At 54.6% G+C, this 25,264-nt stretch carries 23 protein-coding genes and 8 tRNA genes; 29 read left to right on the forward strand and 2 right to left on the reverse strand.

The window, feature by feature from the left end:
* Positions 1-104 precede the first annotated feature (104 nt).
* The 8 genes from N5923_RS05340 to N5923_RS05375 all read left to right on the forward strand — a co-directional run bounded on the left by N5923_RS05340 (position 105) and on the right by N5923_RS05375 (position 924).
* Positions 105-181, forward strand: a tRNA-Met gene (locus N5923_RS05340).
* A 13-nt stretch (positions 182-194) separates the two neighbouring features.
* Positions 195-279: transfer RNA gene (locus tag N5923_RS05345), tRNA-Leu, on the forward strand.
* A gap of 24 nt (positions 280-303) precedes the next feature.
* Positions 304-378 (forward strand) — tRNA-Gln (locus tag N5923_RS05350).
* A gap of 38 nt (positions 379-416) precedes the next feature.
* A tRNA-Gln gene (locus N5923_RS05355) sits at positions 417-491 on the forward strand.
* A gap of 40 nt (positions 492-531) precedes the next feature.
* Positions 532-608: transfer RNA gene (locus N5923_RS05360), tRNA-Met, on the forward strand.
* Between the two features lie 27 nt (positions 609-635).
* Positions 636-709, forward strand: a tRNA-Gln gene (locus N5923_RS05365).
* Between the two features lie 33 nt (positions 710-742).
* Positions 743-816 (forward strand) — tRNA-Gln (locus tag N5923_RS05370).
* Positions 817-849: 33 nt separating this feature from the next.
* Positions 850-924 (forward strand) — tRNA-Gln (locus N5923_RS05375).
* A gap of 111 nt (positions 925-1,035) precedes the next feature.
* Here N5923_RS05375 and ubiF read toward each other — a convergent pair.
* Positions 1,036-2,208, reverse strand: coding sequence for a 3-demethoxyubiquinol 3-hydroxylase (ubiF, locus tag N5923_RS05380; RefSeq protein WP_267143536.1), 1,173 nt, complete (start codon positions 2,206-2,208; stop codon positions 1,036-1,038).
* 208 nt (positions 2,209-2,416) lie between these two features.
* Here ubiF and miaB point away from each other — a divergent pair, with 208 nt between their 5' ends.
* The 9 genes from miaB to N5923_RS05425 all read left to right on the forward strand — a co-directional run bounded on the left by miaB (position 2,417) and on the right by N5923_RS05425 (position 11,748).
* The gene (gene miaB, locus N5923_RS05385) at positions 2,417-3,841 is read left to right on the forward strand and encodes a tRNA (N6-isopentenyl adenosine(37)-C2)-methylthiotransferase MiaB (RefSeq protein ID WP_267143535.1); all 1,425 of its coding nucleotides are present in this window, start codon (positions 2,417-2,419) and stop codon (positions 3,839-3,841) included.
* A 204-nt stretch (positions 3,842-4,045) separates the two neighbouring features.
* Positions 4,046-5,104, forward strand: coding sequence for a PhoH family protein (locus N5923_RS05390; RefSeq protein WP_267143434.1), 1,059 nt, complete (start codon positions 4,046-4,048; stop codon positions 5,102-5,104).
* On the forward strand, positions 5,101-5,574 hold the full coding sequence (gene ybeY / locus N5923_RS05395; RefSeq protein WP_267143433.1) for an rRNA maturation RNase YbeY: 474 nt from the start codon (positions 5,101-5,103) through the stop codon (positions 5,572-5,574). Before N5923_RS05390 ends, ybeY begins: the two co-directional genes overlap by 4 nt.
* Positions 5,575-5,682: 108 nt before the next feature.
* Positions 5,683-6,561: a CNNM family magnesium/cobalt transport protein CorC gene (gene corC / locus N5923_RS05400; protein WP_267143432.1), complete on the forward strand. Its 879-nt coding sequence runs from the start codon at positions 5,683-5,685 to the stop codon at positions 6,559-6,561.
* A gap of 7 nt (positions 6,562-6,568) precedes the next feature.
* Positions 6,569-8,101 carry an apolipoprotein N-acyltransferase gene (gene lnt, locus N5923_RS05405; RefSeq protein WP_267143431.1) on the forward strand — a complete coding sequence of 511 codons (1,533 nt, stop codon included), beginning with the start codon at positions 6,569-6,571 and terminating at the stop codon, positions 8,099-8,101.
* Between the two features lie 378 nt (positions 8,102-8,479).
* Positions 8,480-9,391 carry an amino acid ABC transporter substrate-binding protein gene (locus N5923_RS05410; protein WP_267143430.1) on the forward strand — a complete coding sequence of 304 codons (912 nt, stop codon included), beginning with the start codon at positions 8,480-8,482 and terminating at the stop codon, positions 9,389-9,391.
* A 216-nt stretch (positions 9,392-9,607) separates the two neighbouring features.
* A complete protein-coding gene (locus tag N5923_RS05415; protein WP_267143429.1) occupies positions 9,608-10,348 on the forward strand; it encodes an amino acid ABC transporter permease in 741 nt (246 codons plus the stop codon).
* The gene (gene gltK, locus N5923_RS05420) at positions 10,348-11,022 is read left to right on the forward strand and encodes a glutamate/aspartate ABC transporter permease GltK (protein ID WP_267143534.1); all 675 of its coding nucleotides are present in this window, start codon (positions 10,348-10,350) and stop codon (positions 11,020-11,022) included. The genes N5923_RS05415 and gltK overlap by 1 nt, the downstream gene beginning before the upstream one ends.
* On the forward strand, positions 11,023-11,748 hold the full coding sequence (locus tag N5923_RS05425) for an amino acid ABC transporter ATP-binding protein (protein WP_267143428.1): 726 nt from the start codon (positions 11,023-11,025) through the stop codon (positions 11,746-11,748).
* Positions 11,749-11,836: 88 nt separating this feature from the next.
* Here N5923_RS05425 and N5923_RS05430 read toward each other — a convergent pair whose 3' ends face one another.
* Positions 11,837-12,319 carry a zinc ribbon-containing protein gene (locus N5923_RS05430; RefSeq protein WP_267143427.1) on the reverse strand — a complete coding sequence of 161 codons (483 nt, stop codon included), beginning with the start codon at positions 12,317-12,319 and terminating at the stop codon, positions 11,837-11,839.
* A 254-nt stretch (positions 12,320-12,573) separates the two neighbouring features.
* Here N5923_RS05430 and leuS point away from each other — a divergent pair, with 254 nt between their 5' ends.
* From leuS to lipB, 12 genes are all read left to right on the forward strand, one after another.
* Complete coding sequence (gene leuS / locus N5923_RS05435) at positions 12,574-15,156, forward strand: leucine--tRNA ligase (RefSeq protein ID WP_267143426.1); 2,583 nt, start codon at positions 12,574-12,576, stop codon at positions 15,154-15,156.
* Positions 15,157-15,170: 14 nt separating this feature from the next.
* Positions 15,171-15,776, forward strand: coding sequence for an LPS assembly lipoprotein LptE (gene lptE / locus N5923_RS05440; protein WP_267143425.1), 606 nt, complete (start codon positions 15,171-15,173; stop codon positions 15,774-15,776).
* Entirely contained in the window at positions 15,773-16,804 is a 1,032-nt protein-coding gene (holA, locus tag N5923_RS05445; RefSeq protein ID WP_267143424.1) for a DNA polymerase III subunit delta, read from the forward strand. Before lptE ends, holA begins: the two co-directional genes overlap by 4 nt.
* On the forward strand, positions 16,797-17,450 hold the full coding sequence (gene nadD, locus N5923_RS05450; protein ID WP_267143423.1) for a nicotinate-nucleotide adenylyltransferase: 654 nt from the start codon (positions 16,797-16,799) through the stop codon (positions 17,448-17,450). Before holA ends, nadD begins: the two co-directional genes overlap by 8 nt.
* A 132-nt stretch (positions 17,451-17,582) precedes the next feature.
* A complete protein-coding gene (gene rsfS, locus N5923_RS05455; protein ID WP_017799266.1) occupies positions 17,583-17,900 on the forward strand; it encodes a ribosome silencing factor in 318 nt (105 codons plus the stop codon).
* A 3-nt stretch (positions 17,901-17,903) separates the two neighbouring features.
* Entirely contained in the window at positions 17,904-18,374 is a 471-nt protein-coding gene (gene rlmH, locus N5923_RS05460) for a 23S rRNA (pseudouridine(1915)-N(3))-methyltransferase RlmH (protein WP_267143422.1), read from the forward strand.
* A 147-nt stretch (positions 18,375-18,521) separates the two neighbouring features.
* The gene (gene mrdA, locus N5923_RS05465) at positions 18,522-20,426 is read left to right on the forward strand and encodes a peptidoglycan DD-transpeptidase MrdA (RefSeq protein ID WP_267143421.1); all 1,905 of its coding nucleotides are present in this window, start codon (positions 18,522-18,524) and stop codon (positions 20,424-20,426) included.
* An 8-nt stretch (positions 20,427-20,434) separates the two neighbouring features.
* Positions 20,435-21,547 (forward strand): peptidoglycan glycosyltransferase MrdB, encoded by a 1,113-nt coding sequence (mrdB, locus tag N5923_RS05470; protein WP_267143533.1) that lies wholly within the window; start codon positions 20,435-20,437, stop codon positions 21,545-21,547.
* 10 nt (positions 21,548-21,557) lie between these two features.
* Entirely contained in the window at positions 21,558-22,673 is a 1,116-nt protein-coding gene (gene rlpA, locus N5923_RS05475; protein ID WP_267143420.1) for an endolytic peptidoglycan transglycosylase RlpA, read from the forward strand.
* A gap of 147 nt (positions 22,674-22,820) precedes the next feature.
* Positions 22,821-24,032: a D-alanyl-D-alanine carboxypeptidase DacA gene (gene dacA / locus N5923_RS05480; protein ID WP_267143419.1), complete on the forward strand. Its 1,212-nt coding sequence runs from the start codon at positions 22,821-22,823 to the stop codon at positions 24,030-24,032.
* A 161-nt stretch (positions 24,033-24,193) separates the two neighbouring features.
* Positions 24,194-24,457: a DUF493 family protein YbeD gene (ybeD, locus tag N5923_RS05485; protein WP_017799272.1), complete on the forward strand. Its 264-nt coding sequence runs from the start codon at positions 24,194-24,196 to the stop codon at positions 24,455-24,457.
* Positions 24,458-24,539: 82 nt separating this feature from the next.
* The gene (lipB, locus tag N5923_RS05490) at positions 24,540-25,199 is read left to right on the forward strand and encodes a lipoyl(octanoyl) transferase LipB (RefSeq protein WP_267143418.1); all 660 of its coding nucleotides are present in this window, start codon (positions 24,540-24,542) and stop codon (positions 25,197-25,199) included.
* Positions 25,200-25,264 lie beyond the last annotated feature (65 nt).

Here is a 25,264-nt window from a genome sequence, read left to right on the forward strand (position 1 = left end):
CAAAGCGTTTGACGGCAAAAACGGTAAAAAATTTGTTGACGCTTCCAGGTCACTTACGCATAATGCGCCCCGCAACGCCGATGAAGGTTACGCAGAAAAAAGACGGCTACTTAGCTCAGCTGGTTAGAGCACAGCACTCATAATGCTGGGGTCACAGGTTCGATTCCCGTAGTAGCCACCATCTTTTTCTCTCGGCGGGAGTGGCGAAATTGGTAGACGCACCAGATTTAGGTTCTGGCGCCGCAAGGTGTGCGAGTTCAAGTCTCGCCTCCCGCACCATTTCCCTGAACGGGGTTGCACGGATGGGATATCGCCAAGCGGTAAGGCACCGGTTTTTGATACCGGCATTCCCTGGTTCGAATCCAGGTATCCCAGCCAAATTTTTTGATTTATCACGGATATGTGGTAACGGATATTGGGATATCGCCAAGCGGTAAGGCACCGGTTTTTGATACCGGCATTCCCTGGTTCGAATCCAGGTATCCCAGCCAAATCAGGAAATGCAGTAAGCAAGCGAAAATGCAGTACAATGGCTACTTAGCTCAGCTGGTTAGAGCACAGCACTCATAATGCTGGGGTCACAGGTTCGATTCCCGTAGTAGCCACCATTTTTTTTGTAGTACCATTAGTACCATTGGGGTGTCGCCAAGCGGTAAGGCTCTGGTTTCTGATACCAGCATCTGGGGTTCGAATCCCTGCACCCCAGCCAAAAAAAGACGATTTGCATTGCAGATCGCACCATTGGGGTGTCGCCAAGCGGTAAGGCTCTGGTTTCTGATACCAGCATCTGGGGTTCGAATCCCTGCACCCCAGCCAAACAAAGACGATTTGCATTGCAGATCGCAATATTGGGGTGTCGCCAAGTGGTAAGGCTCTGGTTTCTGATACCAGCATTCCGGGGTTCGAATCCCTGCACCCCAGCCAATTAAGTAAACAAGCCCGCTTCTGCGGGCTTTTTTACGTCGCGAATAAAAGGGAGCCGAAAACGGCCCCCTTACAAAACCCGTAGGGGCGGCGTTCTCGCCGCCCATCAGGCTACAATCCCAGCGCGTAACGCAGCGCCTGACGCTTTAACACCCCTGAGCGCTGCGCCACCATCAATCCCAGATTGCGCACGACCTTTAACGGCGCCAGCTGATTGCTGAAGGTAAAGTAGAACAGATCCATACCGCTCTGCATCAGCAGATTATCGGTATGACGCTTGCGCTGATAACGCTGCAACACGGCATCAGAACTCCAGGCTTCGGCATTGTTGCGCGCCTCCGTCAGCACATCAATTAACGCATCAATATCGCGATAGCCCAGGTTTACCCCCTGCCCGGCCAGCGGATTGATGGTATGCGCCGCATCGCCGACCAGCGCTAAGCCATCCTGCACATAACGCGTGGCATGGCGACGCACCAGCGGGAAAGAACCGGCAGCAACCGCGCTAAAACGGCCCAGGCGCGCCGGAAAGTGGGCGGCAATCTCTTTTTGCAGCTGCGACAGCGGCATCGCCTGGAGCTGGCGGATACGCGCTGGTGCGTCATACCACACCAGCGAGGCCCAGTTATCAAACAGCGGCAGAAAGGCGCGCGGTCCCTGCGGCGTAAATTGCTGCCAGGTAGTATCGCCCGCCGGATGTTCGCAACGCACCGTAATCAGCATGCATGACTGGCTATAGTTCCAGCCATGAATGCCGATGCCCGCCAGTTGCCGTACCTGTGAGTTGGCGCCATCGGCCCCGACCACCAGCCGCGTTTTAAGCTGACGACCGTCATCCAGCGTCACCGTCCAGCCACTGTTGTCGCGGGTAAGGGTTTTCAGCGCCGCCGGGCAGAACAACGTCACCTGCTGCTGTTGCAGGCGTTGCCATAAAGCGCGTTGCAGCACGCGGTTTTCCACCATATAACCCAGTTCCGGCAACCCCAGCGAGGCGGCATCAAACTTCACACAGGCGGTTTGCCACTCCCAGGTTTCCAGCTGGCGATAGGGTGCAGTGCGCATCTGTTGAATATCATTCCACACCTGCAACTGCTTCAGCAGATCTACCGAAGCGCTGCCGATCGCCGAAATACGCAGATCCGGATTGCTGGCCGGATCAAACGCTGGCGCTTCTTCCTGCTCGACCACCGCCAGCGAAAATCCCTGCTGCACCAGCCCGCTGGCCAGTGCGGCTCCCACCATGCCACCGCCAATCACCACCACATCAAAATCAGTTTCGCGCATCATATTATCCTTTTCCGGCCGGGGCTGGCGGCCGGTCCCTCAGAGATCACCTTATGCCGAATTGTACCGGAATTTGCGCTGACCGACAGAAAACGCTAATCAACTCATAACGGAAGTCATTTATGGTACCCCTGTGCTGGTCATGGTCGCATTCAGGCATTACACTATTCGCCCTGCACTCCCTTCTGCACTGAGTAATGGCATGTCGATGACAAAAAAACTGCATATAAAAACCTGGGGCTGCCAGATGAACGAATACGATTCATCGAAAATGGCTGACCTGCTGGAAACGACTCACGGCTATACGCTGACTGAGGTCGCTGAAGAGGCGGATATTCTGCTGCTTAATACCTGCTCCATTCGTGAAAAAGCACAGGAAAAGGTATTTCATCAACTGGGCCGTTGGAAAACGCTGAAAGAACGCAATCCCGAGCTGATTATCGGTGTCGGTGGCTGCGTAGCGTCGCAGGAAGGAGATCATATTCGTCAGCGCGCGCATTACGTTGATATCGTCTTTGGTCCGCAAACACTGCATCGGCTGCCGGAAATGATCAACACCGTTCGCGGCTCAAAAAGCCCGGTGGTTGATATCAGCTTTCCGGAGATTGAGAAATTCGATCGCCTGCCGGAACCGAAAGCCGATGGCCCCACCGCCTTTGTGTCGATTATGGAAGGCTGCAACAAATACTGTACTTTCTGCGTGGTGCCTTACACCCGCGGTGAGGAAGTCAGCCGTCCGTGCGACGATATCCTGTTTGAGATTGCCCAGCTGGCGGCTCAGGGCGTGCGTGAAGTTAACCTGTTAGGTCAGAACGTTAATGCCTATCGCGGCACCACTTATGATAATGAGATCTGCAGCTTTGCCGATCTGCTGCGTCTGGTGGCGGCGATCGACGGCATCGACCGTATTCGTTTTACCACCAGCCATCCGATTGAATTCACCGATGATATAATCGACGTCTATCGTGATACGCCGGAGCTGGTCAGCTTCCTGCATCTGCCGGTACAGAGCGGCGCCGACCGCATTCTGACGCTAATGAAGCGTGCGCATACCGGTCTGGAATATAAAGCCATCATCCGTAAACTGATTGCCGCCCGGCCCAATATTCAGATCAGTTCCGACTTTATTATCGGCTTCCCTGGCGAGACACAGGCTGACTTCGAGCAGACCATGAAGCTGATCGCCGATGTAAACTTTGATGTGAGCTTCAGCTTTATCTACTCCGCACGTCCGGGCACGCCAGCGGCGGATCTGCCGGATGATGTGCCGGAAGAGGAGAAAAAGCAGCGCCTGTATATTCTTCAGGACCGTATCCAGCAGCAGGCGATGGCGTGGAGCCGTCGTATGCTGGGCACTGTGCAGCGTATTCTGGTGGAAGGCACCTCACGTAAAAACGTGATGGAGCTGTCGGGCCGTACCGAGAATAACCGGGTGGTGAACTTTGAAGGCAACCCGGAGATGATCGGTAAATTTGTCGATGTTGAGATTGTTGATGTCTATACCAACTCCCTGCGTGGCAAGTTAGTGCGCACCGAAGAGCAGATGGGTCTGCGGGTGGCAGAGAGCCCGGCTTCGGTGATTGCGCGTACGCGTAAAGAAAACGAGTTGGGTGTCGGTACCTTCCAGCCTTGATCGCCGGATTTTGCGGCGAGCGTTGTAGCTCGCCGCGCAATTTCATCCCCTTGCGCTTGCTTTCTGAAAGCAGCGCCCAAATATCTGTTCACTCACTTGCGACATTTTGCACAGACATAAATAATTGGCTAAAAGGCATGGCTGGTTATCAGCCTGATATAGCCTGTTGCTCATAACTGGCCCTCAGTGACCCAAAGGATTAGTTTGAATATCGAAACTCGCGAAATAGTATTAGAACCCGCGGACAATCGCCGGTTACTCAGCCTGTGCGGTCCGTTTGACGATAACATTAAACAGCTTGAGCGCCGCCTGGGTATCGAGATTAACCGTCGCGACAACGCGTTTAAGCTGGTTGGCCGCGCGCTCTGTGTTAACGCTGCGGCAGATATCCTGAAAGATCTGTATGTCGATACCGCCCCGCTGCGTGGTAACACCAGCGATATCGATCCTGAGCAGATCCATCTGGCGATTAAAGAGAGCCGCGTGCTGGAGCAAACGGCAGAGAGCGTGCCGGACTTCGGCAAAGCCATCCATATCAAAACCAAACGTGGGGTCATTAAGCCGCGTACGCCAAACCAGGCGCAGTACATCGCCAATATTCTTGACCACGATATTACCTTTGGTATCGGCCCGGCCGGTACCGGTAAAACCTATCTGGCGGTAGCGGCGGCCGTAGATGCGCTGGAGCGGCAGGAGATTCGCCGTATTCTGCTGACCCGTCCGGCGGTAGAAGCCGGTGAAAAGCTGGGCTTCCTGCCAGGCGATCTTAGCCAGAAAGTGGATCCCTACCTGCGCCCGCTGTACGACGCGCTGTATGAAATGCTCGGTTTTGAACGCGTCGAAAAGCTGATGGAGCGCAATGTGATTGAAGTTGCCCCGCTGGCGTATATGCGTGGCCGTACGCTGAATGACGCCTTTATCATCCTTGATGAGAGCCAGAACACTACCATCGAACAGATGAAGATGTTCCTGACGCGTATTGGCTTTAACTCAAAAGCGGTGGTTACCGGCGACGTGACGCAGATCGATCTGCCGCGCAACCTGAAATCAGGTCTGCGCCATGCGATTGAAGTGCTGTCCGAAGTTGACGAGCTGAGCTTTAACTTCTTCCACAGCGAAGATGTGGTACGCCATCCGATTGTCGCCCGCATCGTAGTCGCCTATGAAGCGTGGGAAGAAGCCGACCAGAAACGCCGTGACAAGCAGGCGGAAGAGCGCAAACGCGAAGCCCTTGCGGCACAGACTGCCCAGGAGCAGAAATGAGTGAAGTGATTCTGGATCTGCAAATTGCCAGCGAATCCGCAGCGGGTTTGCCGCAAGAAGCTGAATTTCAGCAGTGGCTGGAGGCGGTGCTGCCGCAGTTCCAGCCCGTCAGTGAAGTGACCATCCGTATAGTTGATGAAGCGGAAAGTCATGAACTGAATATGACTTATCGCGGTAAAGACAAGCCGACTAATGTGCTGTCATTCCCGTTTGAAGCGCCACCCGGCATTGAGCTGCCGCTGTTAGGCGATCTGATTATCTGTCGTCAGGTAGTGGAGCAGGAAGCGGCTGAGCAGCAGAAGGCGCTGAAGGCGCACTGGGCGCATATGGTGATCCATGGCAGCCTGCATTTACTCGGCTATGATCACATTGAAGATGACGAAGCCGAAGAGATGGAATCGCTGGAAACCGAGATAATGCTTGCTCTTGGCTACCCCGATCCGTACATTTCGGAGAAAGAAGATTTATAATCACCAGCGGCGGCAGTTTACTGCTGCCGTCTTCTGAAGCATTACTCAGCTGTCAGCCGTCTGCTGACAGACCGATCCCAAGTCAAGAGAGACCTTAACTAAAACGCCATGAGCGACGACCATTCACAAAACAGCGACAGTCCCAGTAGTAAAAAGGGATTCTTTACCCTTATCCTCAATCAGCTTTTTCACGGCGAGCCCAAAAACCGTGATGATTTGCTGGAACTGATCCGCGATTCTGAACAGAACGAACTGATCGACCCCGATACCCGTGACATGCTGGAAGGCGTGATGGATATTGCGGAGCAGCGCGTTCGCGACATTATGATCCCCCGCTCCCAGATGGTGACCTTAAAACGTAATCAGACGCTGGAAGAGTGTCTGGCGGTGATTATCGAATCCGCGCATTCACGTTTTCCGGTGATCAGCGAAGACAAAGATCATATTGAAGGGATTCTGATGGCGAAAGACCTGCTGCCATTTATGAGCAGTGGCTCCGAACCTTTCAGCATGGAAAAAGTACTGCGTCAGGCGGTGGTGGTGCCGGAAAGTAAGCGTGTTGACCGCATGCTGAAAGAGTTCCGCTCCCAGCGCTATCATATGGCGATTGTGATTGACGAATTTGGCGGCGTTTCCGGCCTGGTCACGATCGAAGATATTCTCGAACTGATCGTCGGCGAGATTGAAGATGAATATGACGATGAAGAAGATCGTGATATCCGTCAGCTCAGCCGCCACACCTACACCATCCGCGCACTGACGCCGATTGAAGATTTCAATGAAACCTTCGCCACTAACTTCAGCGATGACGAAGTGGATACCATTGGCGGCCTGGTGATGCAGGGATTCGGCCATCTGCCGGCTCGGGGTGAAAGCATTGAGATTGATGGCTATCAATTCAAAGTGGCGATGGCTGACAGCCGCCGCATCATTCAGGTCCACGTAAGAATTCCGGAAAACTCGCCGCAACCTACACTGGAAGAATAATTCATTTATGGCTATCGCCTCACTTTACCAGCGCCAGCGGGTTCGCCTGTTATTGGCGCTGATAACAGGTGCCTGTGGCACGCTGGCATTTTCGCCCTACGATTTCTGGCCCGCCGCACTGGTTTCACTCTGTGGTTTACTGGCCCTGACGCTGAACCGAACCACCTCACAGGCGACCGCCATCGGCTTTGTCTGGGGCATGGGACTGTTTGGCAGTGGTATCAACTGGGTGTATGTCAGCATCGCCACTTTTGGCGGTATGCCAGGTCCGGTTAACGTCTTTCTGGTGGTGCTGCTGGCGGCGTATCTGTCGCTCTACACCATGCTGTTTACGGCGTTGCTGGCCCGATTCTTTCCACGTACCTCGCTGCTGCGTCTGGCGGTGGCGGCGCCGGTGCTCTGGCAGATCAGCGAGTTCTTACGCGGCTGGGTACTGACCGGCTTCCCATGGCTGCAGTTTGGTTACAGCCAGATCAACGGCCCGTTAAAAGGGCTGGCGCCGCTGCTTGGCGTGGAGTCCATCACCTTTGTACTGATGATGATTGCCGGTCTGGCGGTGTATGCAGTGGTACAGCGCAGGCTGGTGGCGGCTGGCGGCGCCGTTGCGCTGCTGCTGCTGCCGTGGCCGCTGCGCCAGATCAGCTGGTATCAGCCGCTGCCTGAACGTGCGGTTGATGTGGCGCTGGTACAGGGCAATATTCCGCAGTCAATGAAGTGGGATCCTAACGAGTTGCGGCGCACCTTAGAAGTGTATAGCCAGCTTTCGCGCCCGTTTAACGGCAAAGCGCCGATCATTATCTGGCCGGAATCCGCTATTCCCGATCTGGAAGTCAACCAGCAGCCCTTCCTGCGCTCGCTGGATGAACAGCTGCGCGCCTCTGGCAGCGGCCTGATTACCGGTATTGTTGACTCACGTCTGGAAGGCAATCGCTACCACGATTACAACTCGATTATCGTACTGGGCGGTAAGCAGCCTTATGATTATCGCAGCGGCAATCGCTACCAGAAAAACCATCTCGTGCCGTTTGGCGAGTTTGTGCCGCTGGAAACGTTACTGCGTCCGCTGGCGCCGTTCTTTGACCTGCCAATGTCCTCGTTCAGTCGTGGTGATTATATTCAGCCACAGCTGGAAGTGGCGGGCTATAACCTGACCGCCGCCATTTGCTATGAGATTGTGCTCGGCCAGCAGGTGCGCGATAACTTCCGCCCGGATACCAACTTCCTGCTCACCATCTCAAATGACGCCTGGTTTGGTCACTCGATTGGCCCGTGGCAGCATTTCCAGATGGCGCGCATGCGCGCGCTGGAGCTGGGACGCCCACTACTGCGCGGCACCAATAATGGCGTTACCGCCGTGATTACCGCCGATGGCGATGTGCAGAAAATCATTCCGCAGTTTACCCGTGCGGTTCTGGACGCCAGAGTCACACCCACCACCGGTCTGACGCCGTACGCGCGTTTTGGCAACTGGCCGGTATGGATTGTGACCCTGCTGTTTGGTTTTACCGCCGCAGTATTGGGATTACGCCAGAAACGATAATCCTTAAAACAGCGTAAAAGTTGTAGCAGTAAAAGGGGAGCCATCGATGGCTCCCCTTTTTTTGGCATGATGTTTGCTATTTATTAGAGTGAAACTGCTGCAGATACGCCGGTGTAACAAGATGAAACACTGCCCTGCACCATAAAGACCCACGGCACGCCCCATGGCGGAGCATGGTCAAAAGAATTGCATCTCATTGGTGCGGGTGATATCGCAAAAAAGAAACTTTTTTGTTTCATGACGTTAACATTCGGCTATTTTAATAACTAAACCGAGCACCTTCTGGCCCATGGCCAGCAGAAACGCAGCGACAAATAAACACAACATCATAATCGGCGCAGTTCTATATTGGCGTCAAAACGATAAAGGAGTTGGAACATGAAATTACGGAAACTGGGGCTTAGCCTTGCACTGGCTGGATTAGCCTCCGGTGTCGCTTATGCAGAAGATCCGGCAGCCCAGCAGCAGATGTCCACCCTCGATAAAGTGGCTAAAAATGGCGTTATCGTGGTCGGCCATCGCGAATCATCTGTTCCTTTCTCGTACTACGATAACCAGCAAAAAGTCGTGGGCTACTCTCAGGACTACTCCAACGCGATTGTTGAAGCGGTGAAGAAGAAACTGAACAAGCCTGATCTGCAGGTGAAGTTACTGCCAATCACCTCACAAAACCGTATTCCCCTGCTGCAAAATGGCACCTTCGATTTCGAGTGTGGCTCAACCACCAATAATCTTGAGCGCCAGAAACAGGCGGCATTCTCTGACACCATTTTCGTCGTAGGCACGCGCCTGCTGGTGAAAAAAGGCGGTCCGATTAAAGACTTCGCCGATCTGAAAGGTAAAACTGTGGTTGTCACCTCCGGCACCACCTCAGAAGTTCTGCTGAACAAGCTGAATGATGAGAAGAAAATGGAAATGCGCATTATCAGCGCCAAAGACCACGGTGACTCCTTCCGTACGCTGGAAACCGGTCGTGCTGTCGCCTTTATGATGGATGACGCCCTGCTGGCCGGTGAGCGCGCGAAAGCGAAGAAACAGGACAACTGGGAAATCCTTGGCACGCCACAGTCGAAAGAGGCTTACGGCTGTATGCTGCGCAAAAACGATCCTGATTTCAAAAAGCTGATGGATGACACCATTGCTCAGGCGCAGACCTCCGGCGAAGCGGCCAAATGGTTTGATAAATGGTTTAAAAACCCAATTCCACCGAAGAATATGAATCTGAACTTTGATCTTTCAGATGATATGAAAGCGCTGTTCAAAGAACCGAACGATAAAGCACTGAACTAACAATGACAATAAAGGGCAGCTGGCCTGCCCGCTCGATTGCTGATTACCGGCCCGGACAGACAATATGGCTCACAGCCTCTAAAGTTAAAGCATCCGCGACAACTTGAAAGACTGATGGGTAACAAGTGCAGGATGGTCGTTCCCCAGACTGCATTTTCGGGGGCCACTCACCAATCTTCAGGGTAGCTTCGCTACCCTTTTTTACCGGAGTTATTTATGTCTATCGATTGGAACTGGGGGATTTTCCTTGAGTCCGCCCCATTCGGCAATACGACCTATCTTGGCTGGCTGTGGTCAGGTTTTCAGGTCACCATCGCAGTTTCGATTTGCGCCTGGATTATTGCCTTCTTTATTGGATCGCTATTTGGCATCCTGCGTACCGTGCCCAACCGCCTGCTCTCCACTATCGGCACCTGCTACGTTGAACTGTTCCGTAATATTCCGCTGATCGTCCAGTTCTTTTTCTGGTATCTGGTGGCGCCGGAACTGGTCGGCGAAGACCTCGGCATGTGGTTTAAGTCCGAGCTGGATCCCAATATTCAGTTCTTTATCTCCTCGGTTATCTGCCTCGGTCTGTTTACCGCTGCCCGCGTCTGCGAGCAGGTGCGCGCGGCGATTCAGTCACTGCCGAGCGGACAGAAAAACGCCGGACTGGCCATGGGCCTGACGCTGCCACAAACGTACCGTTATGTCCTGCTGCCTAACGCTTACCGCGTCATCGTACCGCCGATGACCTCGGAAATGCTCAACCTGGTAAAAAACTCTGCTATCGCCTCCACCATCGGTCTGGTGGATATGGCGGCGCAAGCCGGTAAGCTGCTGGATTACTCCGCCCATGCCTATGAGTCATTTACTGCCATCACCCTGGCGTATGTGGCCATCAACCTGGTGATTATGCTGATTATGAGTCTGGTGGAGCGTAAGGTTCGCGTGCCGGGAAATATGGGGAGTAAATGATGTACGAGTTTGACTGGAGTTCCATTATTCCCAGCATGCCCTATCTGCTTAACGGGCTGGTTATTACCCTGAAGATCACCGTGACGGCGATTGTGTTTGGCATTATCTGGGGCACGCTACTGGCGGTGATGCGCCTGTCGACCTTTAAGCCGATCAGCTGGTTCGCGCGCCTGTATGTCAATCTGTTCCGCTCGGTGCCATTAGTGATGGTGCTGTTATGGTTCTATCTGGTGGTGCCAAGCTTCCTGCAACAGGTACTGGGATTATCACCGAAAACCGATATTCGCCTGATCTCGGCGATGGTCGCCTTCTCACTGTTTGAAGCCGCCTATTATTCCGAAATCATTCGCGCCGGTATCCTCAGTATCTCGCGTGGTCAGGGAAATGCCGCACTGGCGCTGGGCATGACGCAGTGGCAGTCGATGAAACTTATTGTGCTGCCCCAGGCGTTTCGCGCCATGGTGCCGCTGCTGCTGACTCAGGGCATCGTACTGTTCCAGGACACCTCGCTGGTGTATGTGCTGAGTCTTGCGGACTTCTTCCGTACCGCCTCCTCAATTGGCGAGCGCGATGGCACCCAGGTTGAGATGATTTTGTTTGCCGGTTTGGTCTACTTTGTTATCAGTATTTCCGCTTCGATGCTGGTCAGCTATTTAAAGAAAAGGACAGTTTAAATGATTACCCTGAAAAATATTTCCAAGTGGTATGGTCACTTTCAGGTGCTGACCGACTGCTCAACCGAAGTGAAAAAAGGTGAAGTGGTTGTGGTTTGCGGCCCTTCGGGTTCCGGGAAATCGACGCTGATCAAAACCGTCAATGGTCTTGAGCCAATTCAAAAGGGCATCATCGAAGTGAACGGTATCCAGGTCAACGACAAGAAAACCAACCTGGCTCAGCTGCGTTCTAAAGTCGGCATGGTGTTCCAGCATTTTGAACTGTTTCCCCATCTGTCGATTGTCGAAAACCTGACGCTGGCGCAGGTTAAGGTGCTGAAGCGCAACAAAGAAGAAGCACGCCAGAAAGGGCTGAAACTACTGGAACGCGTTGGCTTAGCGGCGCATGCCAATAAGCATCCGGGCCAGCTCTCCGGCGGTCAGCAGCAGCGTGTGGCAATTGCCCGCGCACTCTGTATGGATCCGGTGGCGATGCTGTTCGATGAACCGACTTCCGCGCTCGATCCGGAAATGATCAATGAAGTGCTGGACGTGATGGTCGAACTGGCCAATGAAGGCATGACCATGATGGTAGTAACCCACGAAATGGGCTTTGCGCGCAAAGTGGCCAATCGCGTGATCTTTATGGATGAAGGCAAAATTGTCGAAGACCGTCCTAAGGATGAGTTCTTTAACAATCCTGAATCCGATCGCGCGAAAGATTTCCTCGCAAAAATCCTGCACTAATGGTGGCGGCGGGCGGCGAGAACGCCGCCCGTTTCAATGATGTGCATTAACCGTAATGACGGCGTTCTCGCCGCCCGTTTCAATAATATCACGGTGAAAAAGGCTGACGCTGGAACTGGTCATGACCACACTCCGGGCAACGGGTTAAGGTTTCCGGGGTATAGATGGCGCGGGTAAACTGGCACTTTTCGCACACCAGATTCCCTAAACCGACCACTTCGCCGCTCTGATAGACGCCGTGGTGATTAAGATCCTGAAAGACCTCACGCCACTCCAGCTGGCTTTTATCGGTAATATCCGCCAGTTCTTTCCACACGCTCTCACGGATAACCCGCATAAACACGCTGTCGTTAAGATCTTCTTCATTCTCACCATAGCTGCGGGCAAACTCTTCCAGATCGCGTCTGACGGCACGCAATACCTCGTCCACTTCGTGACGGGTCAACTCTCCGGTGGCAGTCAGACGCTGGCGCGCATTATCCACCAGCGCGTCGATATCGCGATCGTCACGATTTAGCCGCTCGGTTAACGATGCCACTAACTCACGATAGTACTGAGCAAGCTTGTTCATTTTATCTCCTTTGCAGTGCTGACAGATAATTCCTCTTTAATTCTAGCGCTTATCAGCGTTTTGCCGTGTCTGCCGCACCACATTCGTCCAATTCTGCAAGCGGGATTCCGCCTTACAGAGAAAAGAAGCTTAGCGGGACGCTAACTATTGTTGCTGCGAAGGCTTATCAGCTATGCTATGCGGATCTGATGTCGATTAATCAAAATAGTAAATTAGTTAATAATTGAGCTATTCACTAAGGACCACTGGCTGCCATGCAAGAGCAATACCGCCCGGAAGAGATAGAATCCCACGTTCAGCTTCACTGGCACGAGAAGCAGACTTTTAAAGTGACTGAAGAGGAAGGTAAAGAGAAGTACTACTGCCTCTCCATGCTGCCCTATCCTTCTGGTCGCCTACATATGGGCCACGTGCGTAACTACACCATTGGCGACGTTATCGCTCGCTACCAGCGTATGCTGGGCAAAAACGTGCTACAGCCGATTGGCTGGGATGCATTTGGTCTGCCGGCCGAAGGCGCTGCGGTAAAAAACAATACCGCGCCAGCGCCATGGACCTACGACAATATTGACTATATGAAGAACCAGCTGAAGCTGCTGGGTTTTGGTTACGACTGGAGCCGCGAACTGGCGACCTGTCAGCCAGAGTATTATCGCTGGGAACAGTGGTTCTTCACTGAGCTGTATAAAAAAGGCCTGGTTTATAAGAAAACCTCGGCGGTTAACTGGTGCCCGCACGATATGACGGTACTGGCTAACGAGCAGGTGATCGACGGCTGCTGCTGGCGCTGCGATACCAAAGTTGAGCGCAAAGCGATCCCACAGTGGTTTGTTAAAATCACTGACTACGCTGATGAGCTGCTAAATGACCTCGACAAGCTGGAAGACTGGCCTGAGCAGGTTAAAACCATGCAGCGCAACTGGATTGGCCGTTCTGAAGGGGTGGAGATCACCTTTAATGTGGTCGACAGCGAAGAGAAGCTGACCGTTTACACCACCCGCCCGGACACCTTTATCGGCGCCACCTACCTGGCGGTCGCGGCCGGTCATCCACTGGCGGCGCAGGCGGCGGCCAGCAACCCGGCGCTGGCTGACTTTATTGCGGAATGCCGCAATACCAAAGTGGCCGAAGCCGAGATGGCGACCATGGAGAAAAAGGGCATGGCCACCGGCCTGTTCGCGCTCCATCCACTGACTGGCGAGCAAGTGCCGGTGTGGGTCGCTAACTTTGTGCTGATGGAATACGGTACTGGCGCGGTGATGGCGGTACCGGCGCACGATCAGCGCGACTGGGAGTTTGCCAGCAAATATCACCTGACGATTAAACCGGTGATCCTCAATCTGGATGGCAGCGAGCCGGACGTTAGCGCAGCGGCGATGACCGATAAAGGCGCGCTGTTTAACTCCGGTGAATTTAGCGGCCTGTCGCACGAAGAAGGCTTTAATGCGATTGCCAGCCAGCTGGCGGAGAAAGGCGTTGGCGAGCGTAAAGTCAACTACCGTCTGCGCGACTGGGGGGTTTCCCGTCAGCGTTACTGGGGTGCGCCAATTCCAATGGTTACGCTGGAAGATGGCACCGTTATGCCAACCCCGGAAGACCAGCTGCCGGTGATCCTGCCGGAAGATGTGGTGATGGATGGCATTACCAGCCCGATCAAAGCTGACCCGGAGTGGGCGAAGACCACCGTTAATGGCCAGCCAGCGCTGCGTGAAACCGATACGTTTGACACCTTTATGGAGTCATCCTGGTACTACGCGCGTTACACCTGCCCGGATTATGATAAAGGCATGCTGGACCCGGCGGCAGCTAACTACTGGCTACCGGTCGATCAGTATGTGGGCGGTATTGAACACGCCATCATGCACCTGATGTATTTCCGCTTCTATCACAAACTGCTGCGTGATGCTGGTCTGGTCAACTCTGACGAACCCGCCAAACGCCTGCTGTGCCAGGGTATGGTGCTGGCCGATGCGTTCTACTTCCTCGGCGTTAACGGCGAGCGTAACTGGGTTTCTCCGGTTGACGTTACGGTTGAGCGCGATGAGAAAGGCCGCATTGTGAAAGCCAGCGATGAAGCTGGTCACGAGCTGGTCTATGCCGGCATGAGCAAAATGTCGAAGTCGAAAAACAACGGCATTGACCCGCAGGTGATGGTTGAGCGTTATGGCGCGGATACCGTACGTCTGTTTATGATGTTCGCTTCGCCAGCAGAAATGACGCTGGAGTGGCAGGAGTCTGGCGTGGAAGGCGCTAACCGCTTCCTGAAACGCGTCTGGAAACTGGTGTTCGATCATACCGAAAAAGGCGCGGTCACTGCGCTGGATATCGCCAGCCTGAATGACGATCAGAAAGCACTGCGTCGCGATCTGCACAAAACCATCGCTAAAGTTTCCGATGATATTGGCCGTCGTCAGACCTTTAATACCGCGATCGCGGCGATTATGGAGCTGATGAACAAACTGGCGCGTGCACCGCAGGAGAGCGAGCAGGATCGCGCGCTGATGCAGGAAGCGTTGCAGGCAGTGGTGCGTATGCTCTATCCGTTCACCCCGCATGCCAGCTTTACACTGTGGCAGGCGCTGGGCGGCACGCAGGATGTTGATAATGCGCCATGGCCGCAGGCCGATGAAGCTGCAATGGTAGAGGACTCTCTGCTGGTGGTGGTACAGGTTAACGGCAAAGTACGTGGTAAAATTACTGTTCCGGCAGATGCAACGCAGGAGCAGGTACAGGCACGGGCTGCGCAGGAGCATCTGGTGGCGAAATATCTGGACGGCGTGACCATTCGTAAAGTGATTTACGTCCCGGGCAAACTGCTTAACCTGGTCGTAGGTTAAGTTCAGGAGGAAGTGTGCGACATCCGATTTTGACTCTGTTATTAGGCTTTGCGGTGCTGGTCACCGCAGGTTGTGGTTTTCATCTGAGCGGCACCACCCAGGTGCCGGCAGAAATGAAAACGCTGATCCTCGACAGCAGCGATCCTTATGGCCCGCTAACACGTATAGTGCGTGAACAGTTACGTCTGAACAACGTTGAGGTTGTTGATAATCCGGGGCTGCGCACCGATGTGCCGTCACTGCGTCTGCTGGGTGAAACCAGTGGCCGTGATACCGCGTCCGTGTTCCGCAATGGCGTAACCGCCGAATACTCGATGATGATGACCGTACGCGCCCAGGTGCTGCTGCCAAATAAAGGCATCTACCCGATCAGCGCCACCGTCTATCGTTCATTCTTCGATAACCCGCAGGCCGCGCTGGCAAAAGACTCCGAACAGGAGATTATTCGCCAGGAAATGCGTGAAAAAGGCGCGGAGCAGCTGGTACGTAAGCTGTTAACCGTGCATGCGGCGCAGGAAAACCTTGATGCCTCAGCAGTTGATGCCGATTCCGCGACGCCTGCCGTCAACGGTACGGAACCGGTTGCTCTGCCGACATCAGGTAGCGCCACCGTCCAATGATCAGGATCTATCCTGAGCAACTCAGCGCGCAGCTTCGTGAGGGGCTGCGCGCCTGCTATCTGCTCTGTGGTAATGAACCGCTGTTACTGCAGGAAAGTCAGGACGTGGTGCGCGCCGCCGCGCAACAGCAGCAGTTTAGCGAACACTTCAGCGTTACCCTCGATGCCAGCACCGACTGGGATGCCATCTACAGTACCTGCCAGGAACTGAGTTTGTTTGCCAGTCGCCAGACCTTGCTGTTGATCCTGCCGGAAAATGGCCCTAACGCGGCTATGGGCGAACAGCTGGTCAAACTCTCCACCCTGCTGCATAGCGATATTCTGCTGATACTGCGCAGCAATAAGCTGACCAAAGCACAGGAAAACAGCGCCTGGTTTAAAGCCCTGAGCAGCAACGCCGTACTGGTTCCCTGCGTAACGCCGGAACAGGCGCAACTGCCGCGATGGGTGGTCAATCGGGCGAAGGCGATGAAGCTGACCCTCGATGATGCCGCTAATCAGCTGCTCTGCTACTGCTATGAGGGCAATCTGCTGGCGCTGTCGCAGGCGCTGGAACGTCTCTCGCTGCTGTGGCCGGATGGCAAACTGACGCTGCCGCGCGTGGAACAGGCGGTGAATGATGCGGCGCACTTTACGCCGTTTCACTGGGTCGACGCGCTGCTGGCCGGTAAAAGCAAACGTGCGCTGCATATTTTGCGACAAATGCAGGCGGAAGAGAGCGAGCCGGTAATTATGATCCGCACCCTGCAACGCGATATGATGATGTTGCTTACCCTGCAACGTCAGATGCGCAGCACGCCGCTGCGTACGCTGTTTGATCAGCATCGCGTCTGGCAGAACCGTCGTCCGCTGTTTAGCGATGCGCTGCAACGTATCGACGCCCGCCAGCTGTTGCAGGCGATTCGTCTGTTAACCCGCATCGAACTGACCCTGAAACAGGATTACGGCCAGTCGTTATGGGCTGAACTGGAAACCCTGTCACTGCTACTCTGTAATAAATCGTTTCCTGAGAGCTTCTGTGATGTCTGAAACGACTGCGCTGCACGCCCTGTTTGGCGGCACTTTTGACCCAATCCATTTCGGCCATTTACGACCGGTCGAAGCGCTGGCGCGTCAGGTGGGTTTGCAGCAGGTAACGCTGCTGCCGAACAATGTGCCACCGCATCGTCCACAACCTGAAGCCTCTCCGGCGCAGCGTGTGGCGATGGTCAGGCTGGCGATTGCCGATCTGCCGCTGTTCCACCTTGATGAGCGCGAACTGCAACGCAGCACGCCTTCATGGACGGCAGACACCCTGGCGGAACTGCGCGCGGAGCGCGGCGACCAACAACCGCTGGCGTTTATCATCGGTCAGGATTCGCTGCTCAGCCTGCATAAATGGCATCGCTGGCAGGATCTGCTGTCGCTGTGCCATCTGCTGGTGTGCAAACGTCCGGGCTATGCGACACAGATGGAAAATGCCCGGCAGCAGCAGTGGCTCGACAGCCATCTGACGCAGGATGCCCGCGCATTACAGCGCCAGCCCGCGGGCTTGATCTTCCTCGCCGACACGCCGTTGGTGGCCATCTCAGCGACGGAGATCCGCCAGCGCCGCCAGCACGGGCAATCCTGCGATGACTTGTTACCTGCCGCAGTCACCGCATATATCAATCGTGAAGGGTTATACTCTCAGTGATCGGGTCATGCTATACTTCGCCGCTAATTTTCAGGGCTATGGCCCCCAGATAAATCCTGTAACGGTTATCCGCGCCGCTAAACGCATAACGATGAGATAACCCGTCACACACAACTACCCGAGGGGAACCTTTTGCAAGGTAAAGCACTCCAAGACTTCGTTATTGATAAGATTGATGATCTTAAAGGTCAGGATATCCTTTCTCTGGATGTTCAGGGCAAATCCAGTATCACCGACTGCATGATCATCTGTACCGGCACCTCAACCCGTCATGTGATGTCAATTGCTGACCATGTGGTGCAGGAATCGCGTGCCGCAGGCATGATCCCACTGGGCGTTGAAGGCCAGACCCTCGCTGACTGGGTGGTTGTCGATCTGGGCGAAGTGATTGTCCATGTGATGCAGGAAGAGAGTCGTCGCCTGTATGAGCTGGAAAAACTCTGGGGTTAATGCGTGAAGTTGCAGCTTGTCGCCACAGGCACCAAAATGCCCGACTGGGTACAAACCGGCTTTATGGAATACCTGCGCCGTTTTCCCCGGGATATGCCGCTGGAGCTGACGGAAGTGAGCGCCGGCAAACGTGGCAAAAATGCCGACATCACCCGCATCCTCGATAAAGAGGGTGAGGCGATGCTGGCAGCGGTGGGCAAAGGCAATCGCATCGTCACCCTGGATATTCCGGGCCATCCGTGGGATACCCCGCAGCTGGCCGCCCAGCTTGAACGCTGGAAGCTCGACGGCAGAGATGTCAGCCTGTTAATTGGCGGCCCGGAAGGGCTGTCTCCCGCCTGCAAAGCTGCTGCTGAGCAGAGCTGGTCGCTCTCGGCACTGACCCTGCCCCATCCGCTGGTTCGCGTTTTGGTTGCTGAGAGTCTGTATCGCGCATGGAGTATTACTGCGAATCATCCTTATCATCGTGAATAACCGATATACCCGTTATATTTCAAGTTGCAGGTGTGTTGGCTGCGCGGGCGGCGATAACGCCGCCCCTACAGAATGCATTTGCATGCTGACTTCCTGTAGCCCGAAATATTTAGGGTATAGCTCTAACCGGATATAAATAAGCAGCGGATGAAATTACAACGTAACTCTTTTCGTGACTACTCTGCCGAACAATCGCTCTTTGTGCGGCGTGCGCTGGTCGCTTTTTTTGGCATTCTGATTCTCTCCAGCATTCTGGTGGTCAATTTGTACCACCTGCAGATCCTGCGTTTTGACGATTACAGCACCCGCTCCAATCAAAACCGCATCAAACTGGTTCCCGTCGCCCCCAGCCGCGGCATGATTTACGATCGTAACGGCATTCCGCTGGCGCTGAATCGCACCATCTATCAGGTCGAACTGGTGCCGGAAAAGGTTGATAACCTGAAGCAGACGCTGGAAGATTTGCGAACAGTGGTCGATCTTACCGATGACGATATCGACGCCTTTGAAAAAGAGCGTAAGCGCTCGCGGCGTTTTACCTCCATCGCGGTGAAAACCGGCCTGAATGATGTACAGGTGGCGCGTTTTGCGGTGAACCAGTACCGTTTCCCCGGTGTGGAAGTGAAAGGCTACCAGCGCCGTTACTACCCTTATGGCTCCGCCCTCACCCATGTAATCGGCTATGTCTCCAAAATCAATGACCGCGATGTCGAACGTCTCGACAGCGAGGGCAAATGGCCGAACTATGCCGCAACCCACGATATCGGCAAGCTGGGCGTTGAGCGCTATTACGAAGATCTGCTGCATGGCAAAACCGGCTACGAAGAGGTGGAAGTTAATAACCGTGGCCGCGTCATTCGCCAGCTGCATGAGCAGTCGCCACAGGCCGGACGCGATATTACGCTGACCATCGACCTGCATCTGCAACAGTATATTGAAACCCTGCTGGCGGGCAGCCGCGCGGCGGTGGTGGTCAGCGATCCACGCACCGGCGAGCTGCTGGCGCTGGTATCGATGCCAAGTTATGACCCGAATCTGTTTGTCGACGGTATCTCCAGTGGCGACTACAACCGCCTGCTGCACGATGAAAACCGTCCACTGATCAACCGCGCCACTCAGGGGACTTACCCTCCAGCGTCAACGGTAAAACCGTATGTGGCGGTATCGGCGCTGAGCGCCGGGGTGATTAACCGCAGCACCAGCCTGTTTGACCCCGGCTGGTGGCAGTTACCAGGATCGGAGAAGCGCTATCGTGACTGGAAACGCTGGGGTCATGGCCGCCTGAACGTCACCAAGTCGCTGGAAGAGTCAGCGGATACCTTCTTCTATCAGGTGGCATACGATATGGGTATTGATCGGCTGGCCGAATGGATGAGTAAATTTGGTTACGGCCATCTTACCGGCATCGATTTATCCGAAGAGTACGCCGGGATTATGCCGACCCGCGACTGGAAGATGAAACGCTTTAAAAAACCGTGGTATCAGGGTGACACCATTCCGGTCGGCATTGGTCAGGGTTACTGGACCGCCACCCCGGTACAGATGAATAAAGCGATGATGACGCTGATCAACGACGGCATCGTTAAAGTTCCGCATCTGCTGCGCTCAACCCGCGAAAACAATGTCCAGGTGCCTTATAAACAGGCGGATCATCCACCGATTGGCGATATTCACTCCGGTTACTGGGAAATTGCCAAAGATGGTATGTACGGCGTGGCTAACCGGCCAAACGGCACCGCGCATAAAAGTTTTGCCGATGCGCCGTATAAAATCGCCGCCAAATCCGGTACCGCGCAGGTGTATGGCCTGAAAGCCAATGAAACGTATAACGCCCATAAAATTGCTGAGCGGTTGCGTGACCACAAACTGATGACCGCATTTGCGCCTTACGACAAACCGCGCGTCGCAGTCACTATAATTCTCGAAAACGGCGGCGCTGGCCCGGCGGTAGGGACTATTATGCGTCAGATCCTCGACCACATTATGCTGGGCGATAACAATACCGAGCTACCTGATGCACCACCGGTGCCATCCGGCTATGAGGGCGAATAATCATGTCAATGAACGATAGCCCGCAAAAGCGTACCATCTGGACCAGGCTGCATATCGACCCGATCTTTCTGGTGATTATCACCGGTCTGCTGGCCTACAGTGCGTTAGTGATGTGGAGCGCCAGCGGGCAGGATCCGGGCATGATGGAGCGCAAGCTCGGTCAGATTGTAATGGGCCTGGTAATTATGATTGTAATGGCGCAGGTGCCACCGCGGGTCTACGAAGGCTGGGCGCCCTATCTGTATATTGTCTGTGTGCTGCTGCTGGTGGCGGTCGATGTCTTTGGCCAGATCAGTAAAGGCGCGCAGCGCTGGCTCGATCTCGGCTTTGTGCGTTTCCAGCCGTCGGAGATCGCTAAAATCGCCGTGCCGCTGATGGTGGCGCGCTTTATTAACCGCGATGTGTGTCCGCCCTCACTGAAAAATACCGCTATCGCGTTAATTCTGATCTTTATGCCAACCCTGCTGGTGGCGGCGCAACCCGATCTCGGCACCTCAATTCTGATTGCCGCTTCAGGCCTGTTTGTGCTGTTCCTGTCAGGTATGAGCTGGAAGCTGATTGGCGTAGCCGTACTGCTGGTGGCGGCCTTTATCCCGATCCTGTGGTTCTTCCTGATGCACGACTATCAGCGCGACCGCGTGATGATGCTGCTCGATCCGGAAAGCGACCCGTTAGGCGCCGGTTACCATATTATTCAGTCGAAGATCGCTATTGGTTCCGGCGGCCTGCGCGGCAAGGGCTGGCTGCATGGCACCCAGTCACAGCTGGAGTTTCTGCCCGAACGCCACACCGACTTTATCTTTGCGGTTCTGGCGGAGGAGCTGGGCCTGGTCGGGGTGCTGATCCTGCTGGCGCTTTATCTGGTGCTGATTATGCGCGGGCTGATGATCGCCGCACGTGCGCAGACTACCTTTGGCCGCGTGATGGCCGGAGGCTTAATGCTGATTCTGTTTGTCTATGTTTTTGTTAACATTGGCATGGTTAGTGGTATCTTACCGGTAGTTGGCGTACCTTTACCGCTGGTCAGTTACGGTGGCTCCGCCCTGATAGTACTTATGGCCGGATTTGGCATTGTGATGTCGATCCATACTCATCGAAAAATGTTGTCAAAAAGCGTTTAAGAGGCTTCACATGCGTAAGGATTGGCTTTGGATTGGCGCGGCATCACTGCTTCTGGCGGCCTGTACCACTGAGCAACAGCAGTCACCTGCACCACAGCAACCGGCGTATAATGGCCCGGTGGTGGAAATTGGCGGTGTCGAACCGCGCTATGAACCGATTAATCCCGGCACCAGTCAGGATTACGCGGTCAATGGCAAGACTTACCGCATCGTAAAAGATCCGTCGAACTTCAGCGAAACCGGGCTGGCGGCCTGGTATGGCGATGAAGCGGGCGGCAACCAGACGGCGATCGGTGAAACCTTTGATCCCAATGCCCTGACGGCTGCGCATCCGACCCTGCCGCTGCCGAGCTATGTGCGCGTCACCAATATCGCCAACGGTCGCCAGATTGTGGTGCGGGTTAACGATCGCGGTCCTTACACTTCAGGACGGATTATTGACCTGTCGCGGGCGGCGGGCGAGCGTCTGAATATTTCCAATAACACCAAAGTCCGCGTCGATTATATTAAGGTCGCGCCGGATGGATCAGTTTCCGGCCCGGGCACCGTTGGCACCACGGTTGCCAAACAGAGCTATGCCCTGCCCTCACGCCCGGATATTGCCGGTGGCATGACGGTAATGGGTGGCGCTGCCGCGACCACTGACAGCCAGCCGCAGTCACAGCCGGTCGCCCAGTCATCCGATAACAGCCTGCCGGTAGATAACCAGACACTGAGCAGCGATGACTCGATGGGCGCGCCGGTACGTAGCGGCGGATTCCTTGGCGCTCCGACACCACTGCGTACTGGCGTGCTGGAAGGCAGCGAGCCGCAACCCGCAGTCAGTCAGCCCGCAGCGGCCGCCGCCGCTGCACCGGTCGCTCACTCTGGCGCCCGTGCGATCGCTTCGGGTTCCGGTTATGTGGTGCAGGTCGGCGCGCTTAGCGATGGCGCCCGTGCACGCAGCTGGGCGCAGTCACTGAGTCAGCGCTTTGGCGTCCCGGGTAACGTTGCCGCCAGCGGCAATGTGTATCGCGTCCAGTTAGGTCCATTCAGCAATCGCCAACAGGCCGCTGCGCTGCAGCAGCGCCTGTCCACCGAAGCTCAGCAGCAATCATTTATCACAGTCGCACCAGGCGGAATGTAATTCTGCATGTGCCCGCGCCACTGGTTAGCAGACGGTAATGTAACGTCTGTTAACAAGTGAGGCGCAAAGTCGGGTGCCTGTAAAATATGCATTTGCTATAGTGAGTCACTTTTTTAACTTAACTCCACGGATGTTGTTGTCCCAAACATGAACACTCAGACACCTTCTCGTTTTCTCAAACGCCTGACAGTGGGTTCACTGATCGCGCTCAGCATCACCACCTTCGCCCATGCCGAAGATGTTAATCTGAAAACCATGATTCCTGGCGTGCCGGATATCGATGCGGAAGCTTATGTCCTGATCGACTACAACTCAGGTAAGGTGCTGGCGGAAAAAAATGCTGACGCCCGTCGTGACCCGGCCAGTCTGACCAAAATGATGACCAGCTATGTTATTGGTCAGGCGGTTAAAGCAGGCAAAATCCATCAGGATGATATGGTTACCGTGGGTCAGGATGCCTGGGCAACCGGTAATCCGGTGTTCAAAGGCTCCTCTCTGATGTTCCTGAAGCCAGGCGACCGCGTGCCGGTTTCCCAGCTGACACGCGGTATCGTGCTGCAATCGGGCAACGACGCCTGTGTGGCGATGGCCGATTATGTCGCAGGAAGCCAGGACGCGTTTGTTGGCCTGATGAACAACTACGTAAAAGCGCTGGGTCTGCAAAATACCCACTTCCAGACGGTGCATGGTCTGGATGCGGAAGGCCAGTTCAGCTCGGCGCGCGATATGGCGTTGATCGGTCAGGCACTGATCCGAGATGTGCCGGAAGAGTACGCGGTCTATAAAGAGAAAGAGTTCACCTTTAATAATATCCGTCAGATGAACCGTAACGGTTTGCTGTGGGACACCAGCCTGACCGTTGATGGCATCAAAACCGGCCATACCAATGCGGCAGGTTACAACCTGGTGGCGTCGGCGACCGAAGGTCAGATGCGCTTAATCTCGGCGGTAATGGGCGGCCATACCTATAAAGGTCGCGAAACCGAGAGCAAAAAACTGCTGACCTGGGGCTTCCGTTTCTTTGAAACTGTGGCGCCACTGAAAGCCGGTAAAGAGTTTGCTTCTGAGCCAGTCTGGTTTGGTAACAGCGATCGCGTGATGCTGGGCGTGGAGAAAGATGCTTATCTGACCATTCCTCGTGGCCGCATGAAAGATCTGAAAGCCAGCTATGTGCTGACCAATACCGAACTGCACGCCCCGTTGCAGAAAAACCAGGTAGTTGGCAGCATCAACTTCCAGCTGGACGGCAAAACCATCGACCAGCGCCCGCTGGTGGTGCTGAACGAAGTGCAGGAAGGCAACTTCTTTGGCCGTATCGTGGATTACATCAAACTGATGTTCCACCACTGGTTCGGTTAATCTGACGGTTGCGGTCCATCAGAACGTGTAGGGGCGGCGCTCTCGCCGCCCGTGCTGATTATTTCCCGGCACTTGATAATTTCAGCCAGAAACCCCATATAATAACTATCAGTAAACTCCCGCTGCGGCGGGAGTCCTCGTTTTAGCGCACCGGAGCATTTATGAAAACCAATCTGAAAGAACTACTTGAATTTCCCTGCATCTTTCCCTTTAAAGTGATGGGATTGGCGCAGCCAGAGTTGGTTGATCAAGTGGTTGAAGTAGTGCAACGTCATGCACCAGGCGATTACACCCCGGAAGTTAAACCGAGCAGCAAAGGTAACTACCACTCCGTGTCGATCACCATTAACGCCACCCATATCGAGCAAATCGAAATTCTTTACGAAGAATTAGGTAAAATCGAAATCGTTCGTATGGTGCTGTAAGCGCCTCTTGCGGTAAAGGGCGATAGCTCTCGCTCTTTACCGACGTTATACTGCCCTTCTGTTTGTCAGCCGGACTCACGTTTTGCATCAAGACACCATCATCGTTCGCCAGCTGGGACTACACCCGTGGCAACCTGTTTCGCAAGCTATGCATCAGTTTACCGATCGGCGCAGTGCCGACACGCCTGATGAACTCTGGCTGGTCGAGCACCCGGCGGTATTTACCCAGGGTCAGGCGGGTAAAACCGAACATCTGCTGATGACCGGCGATATTCCGGTGGTCCAGAGCGATCGCGGCGGCCAGGTAACCTATCACGGTCCGGGCCAGCAGGTGATGTATGTACTCATCGATCTGAAGCGCCGTAAGCTTGGCGTCCGCCAGCTGGTCACCGCTATTGAACAAACCGTAGTCGATACGCTGGCACACTTTGGCGTCACGGCCAGCGCGCGCGCGGATGCCCCCGGCGTCTATGTCGACGGCAAAAAAATCTGCTCTCTTGGCCTGCGCATTCGCCAGGGTTGCTCATTTCATGGTCTGGCGCTCAATATCCGTATGGACCTGGCGCCCTTCCTGCGCATTAACCCCTGTGGCTATGCCGGACTGGAGATGACTCAGCTGAGCGCCTTCCAGCCAGAGATTACGCTGGCAGAAGTGCAACCGGTACTGGTCGATAAATTTGTCACGCTGCTGGCCATCGGTGGTGCGGAATATCGTGAAACGCAGGAATTAAGCCAGCTGTAATCTGTAGCCATCTGTGCTGCTTTACAATTATGCAACGTTTTCCCTTCTTCCCGTACTGCTTGTCA

The organism is Winslowiella arboricola, assembly GCF_025527015.1.
GTDB classification, from domain to species: domain Bacteria; phylum Pseudomonadota; class Gammaproteobacteria; order Enterobacterales; family Enterobacteriaceae; genus Erwinia; species Erwinia arboricola.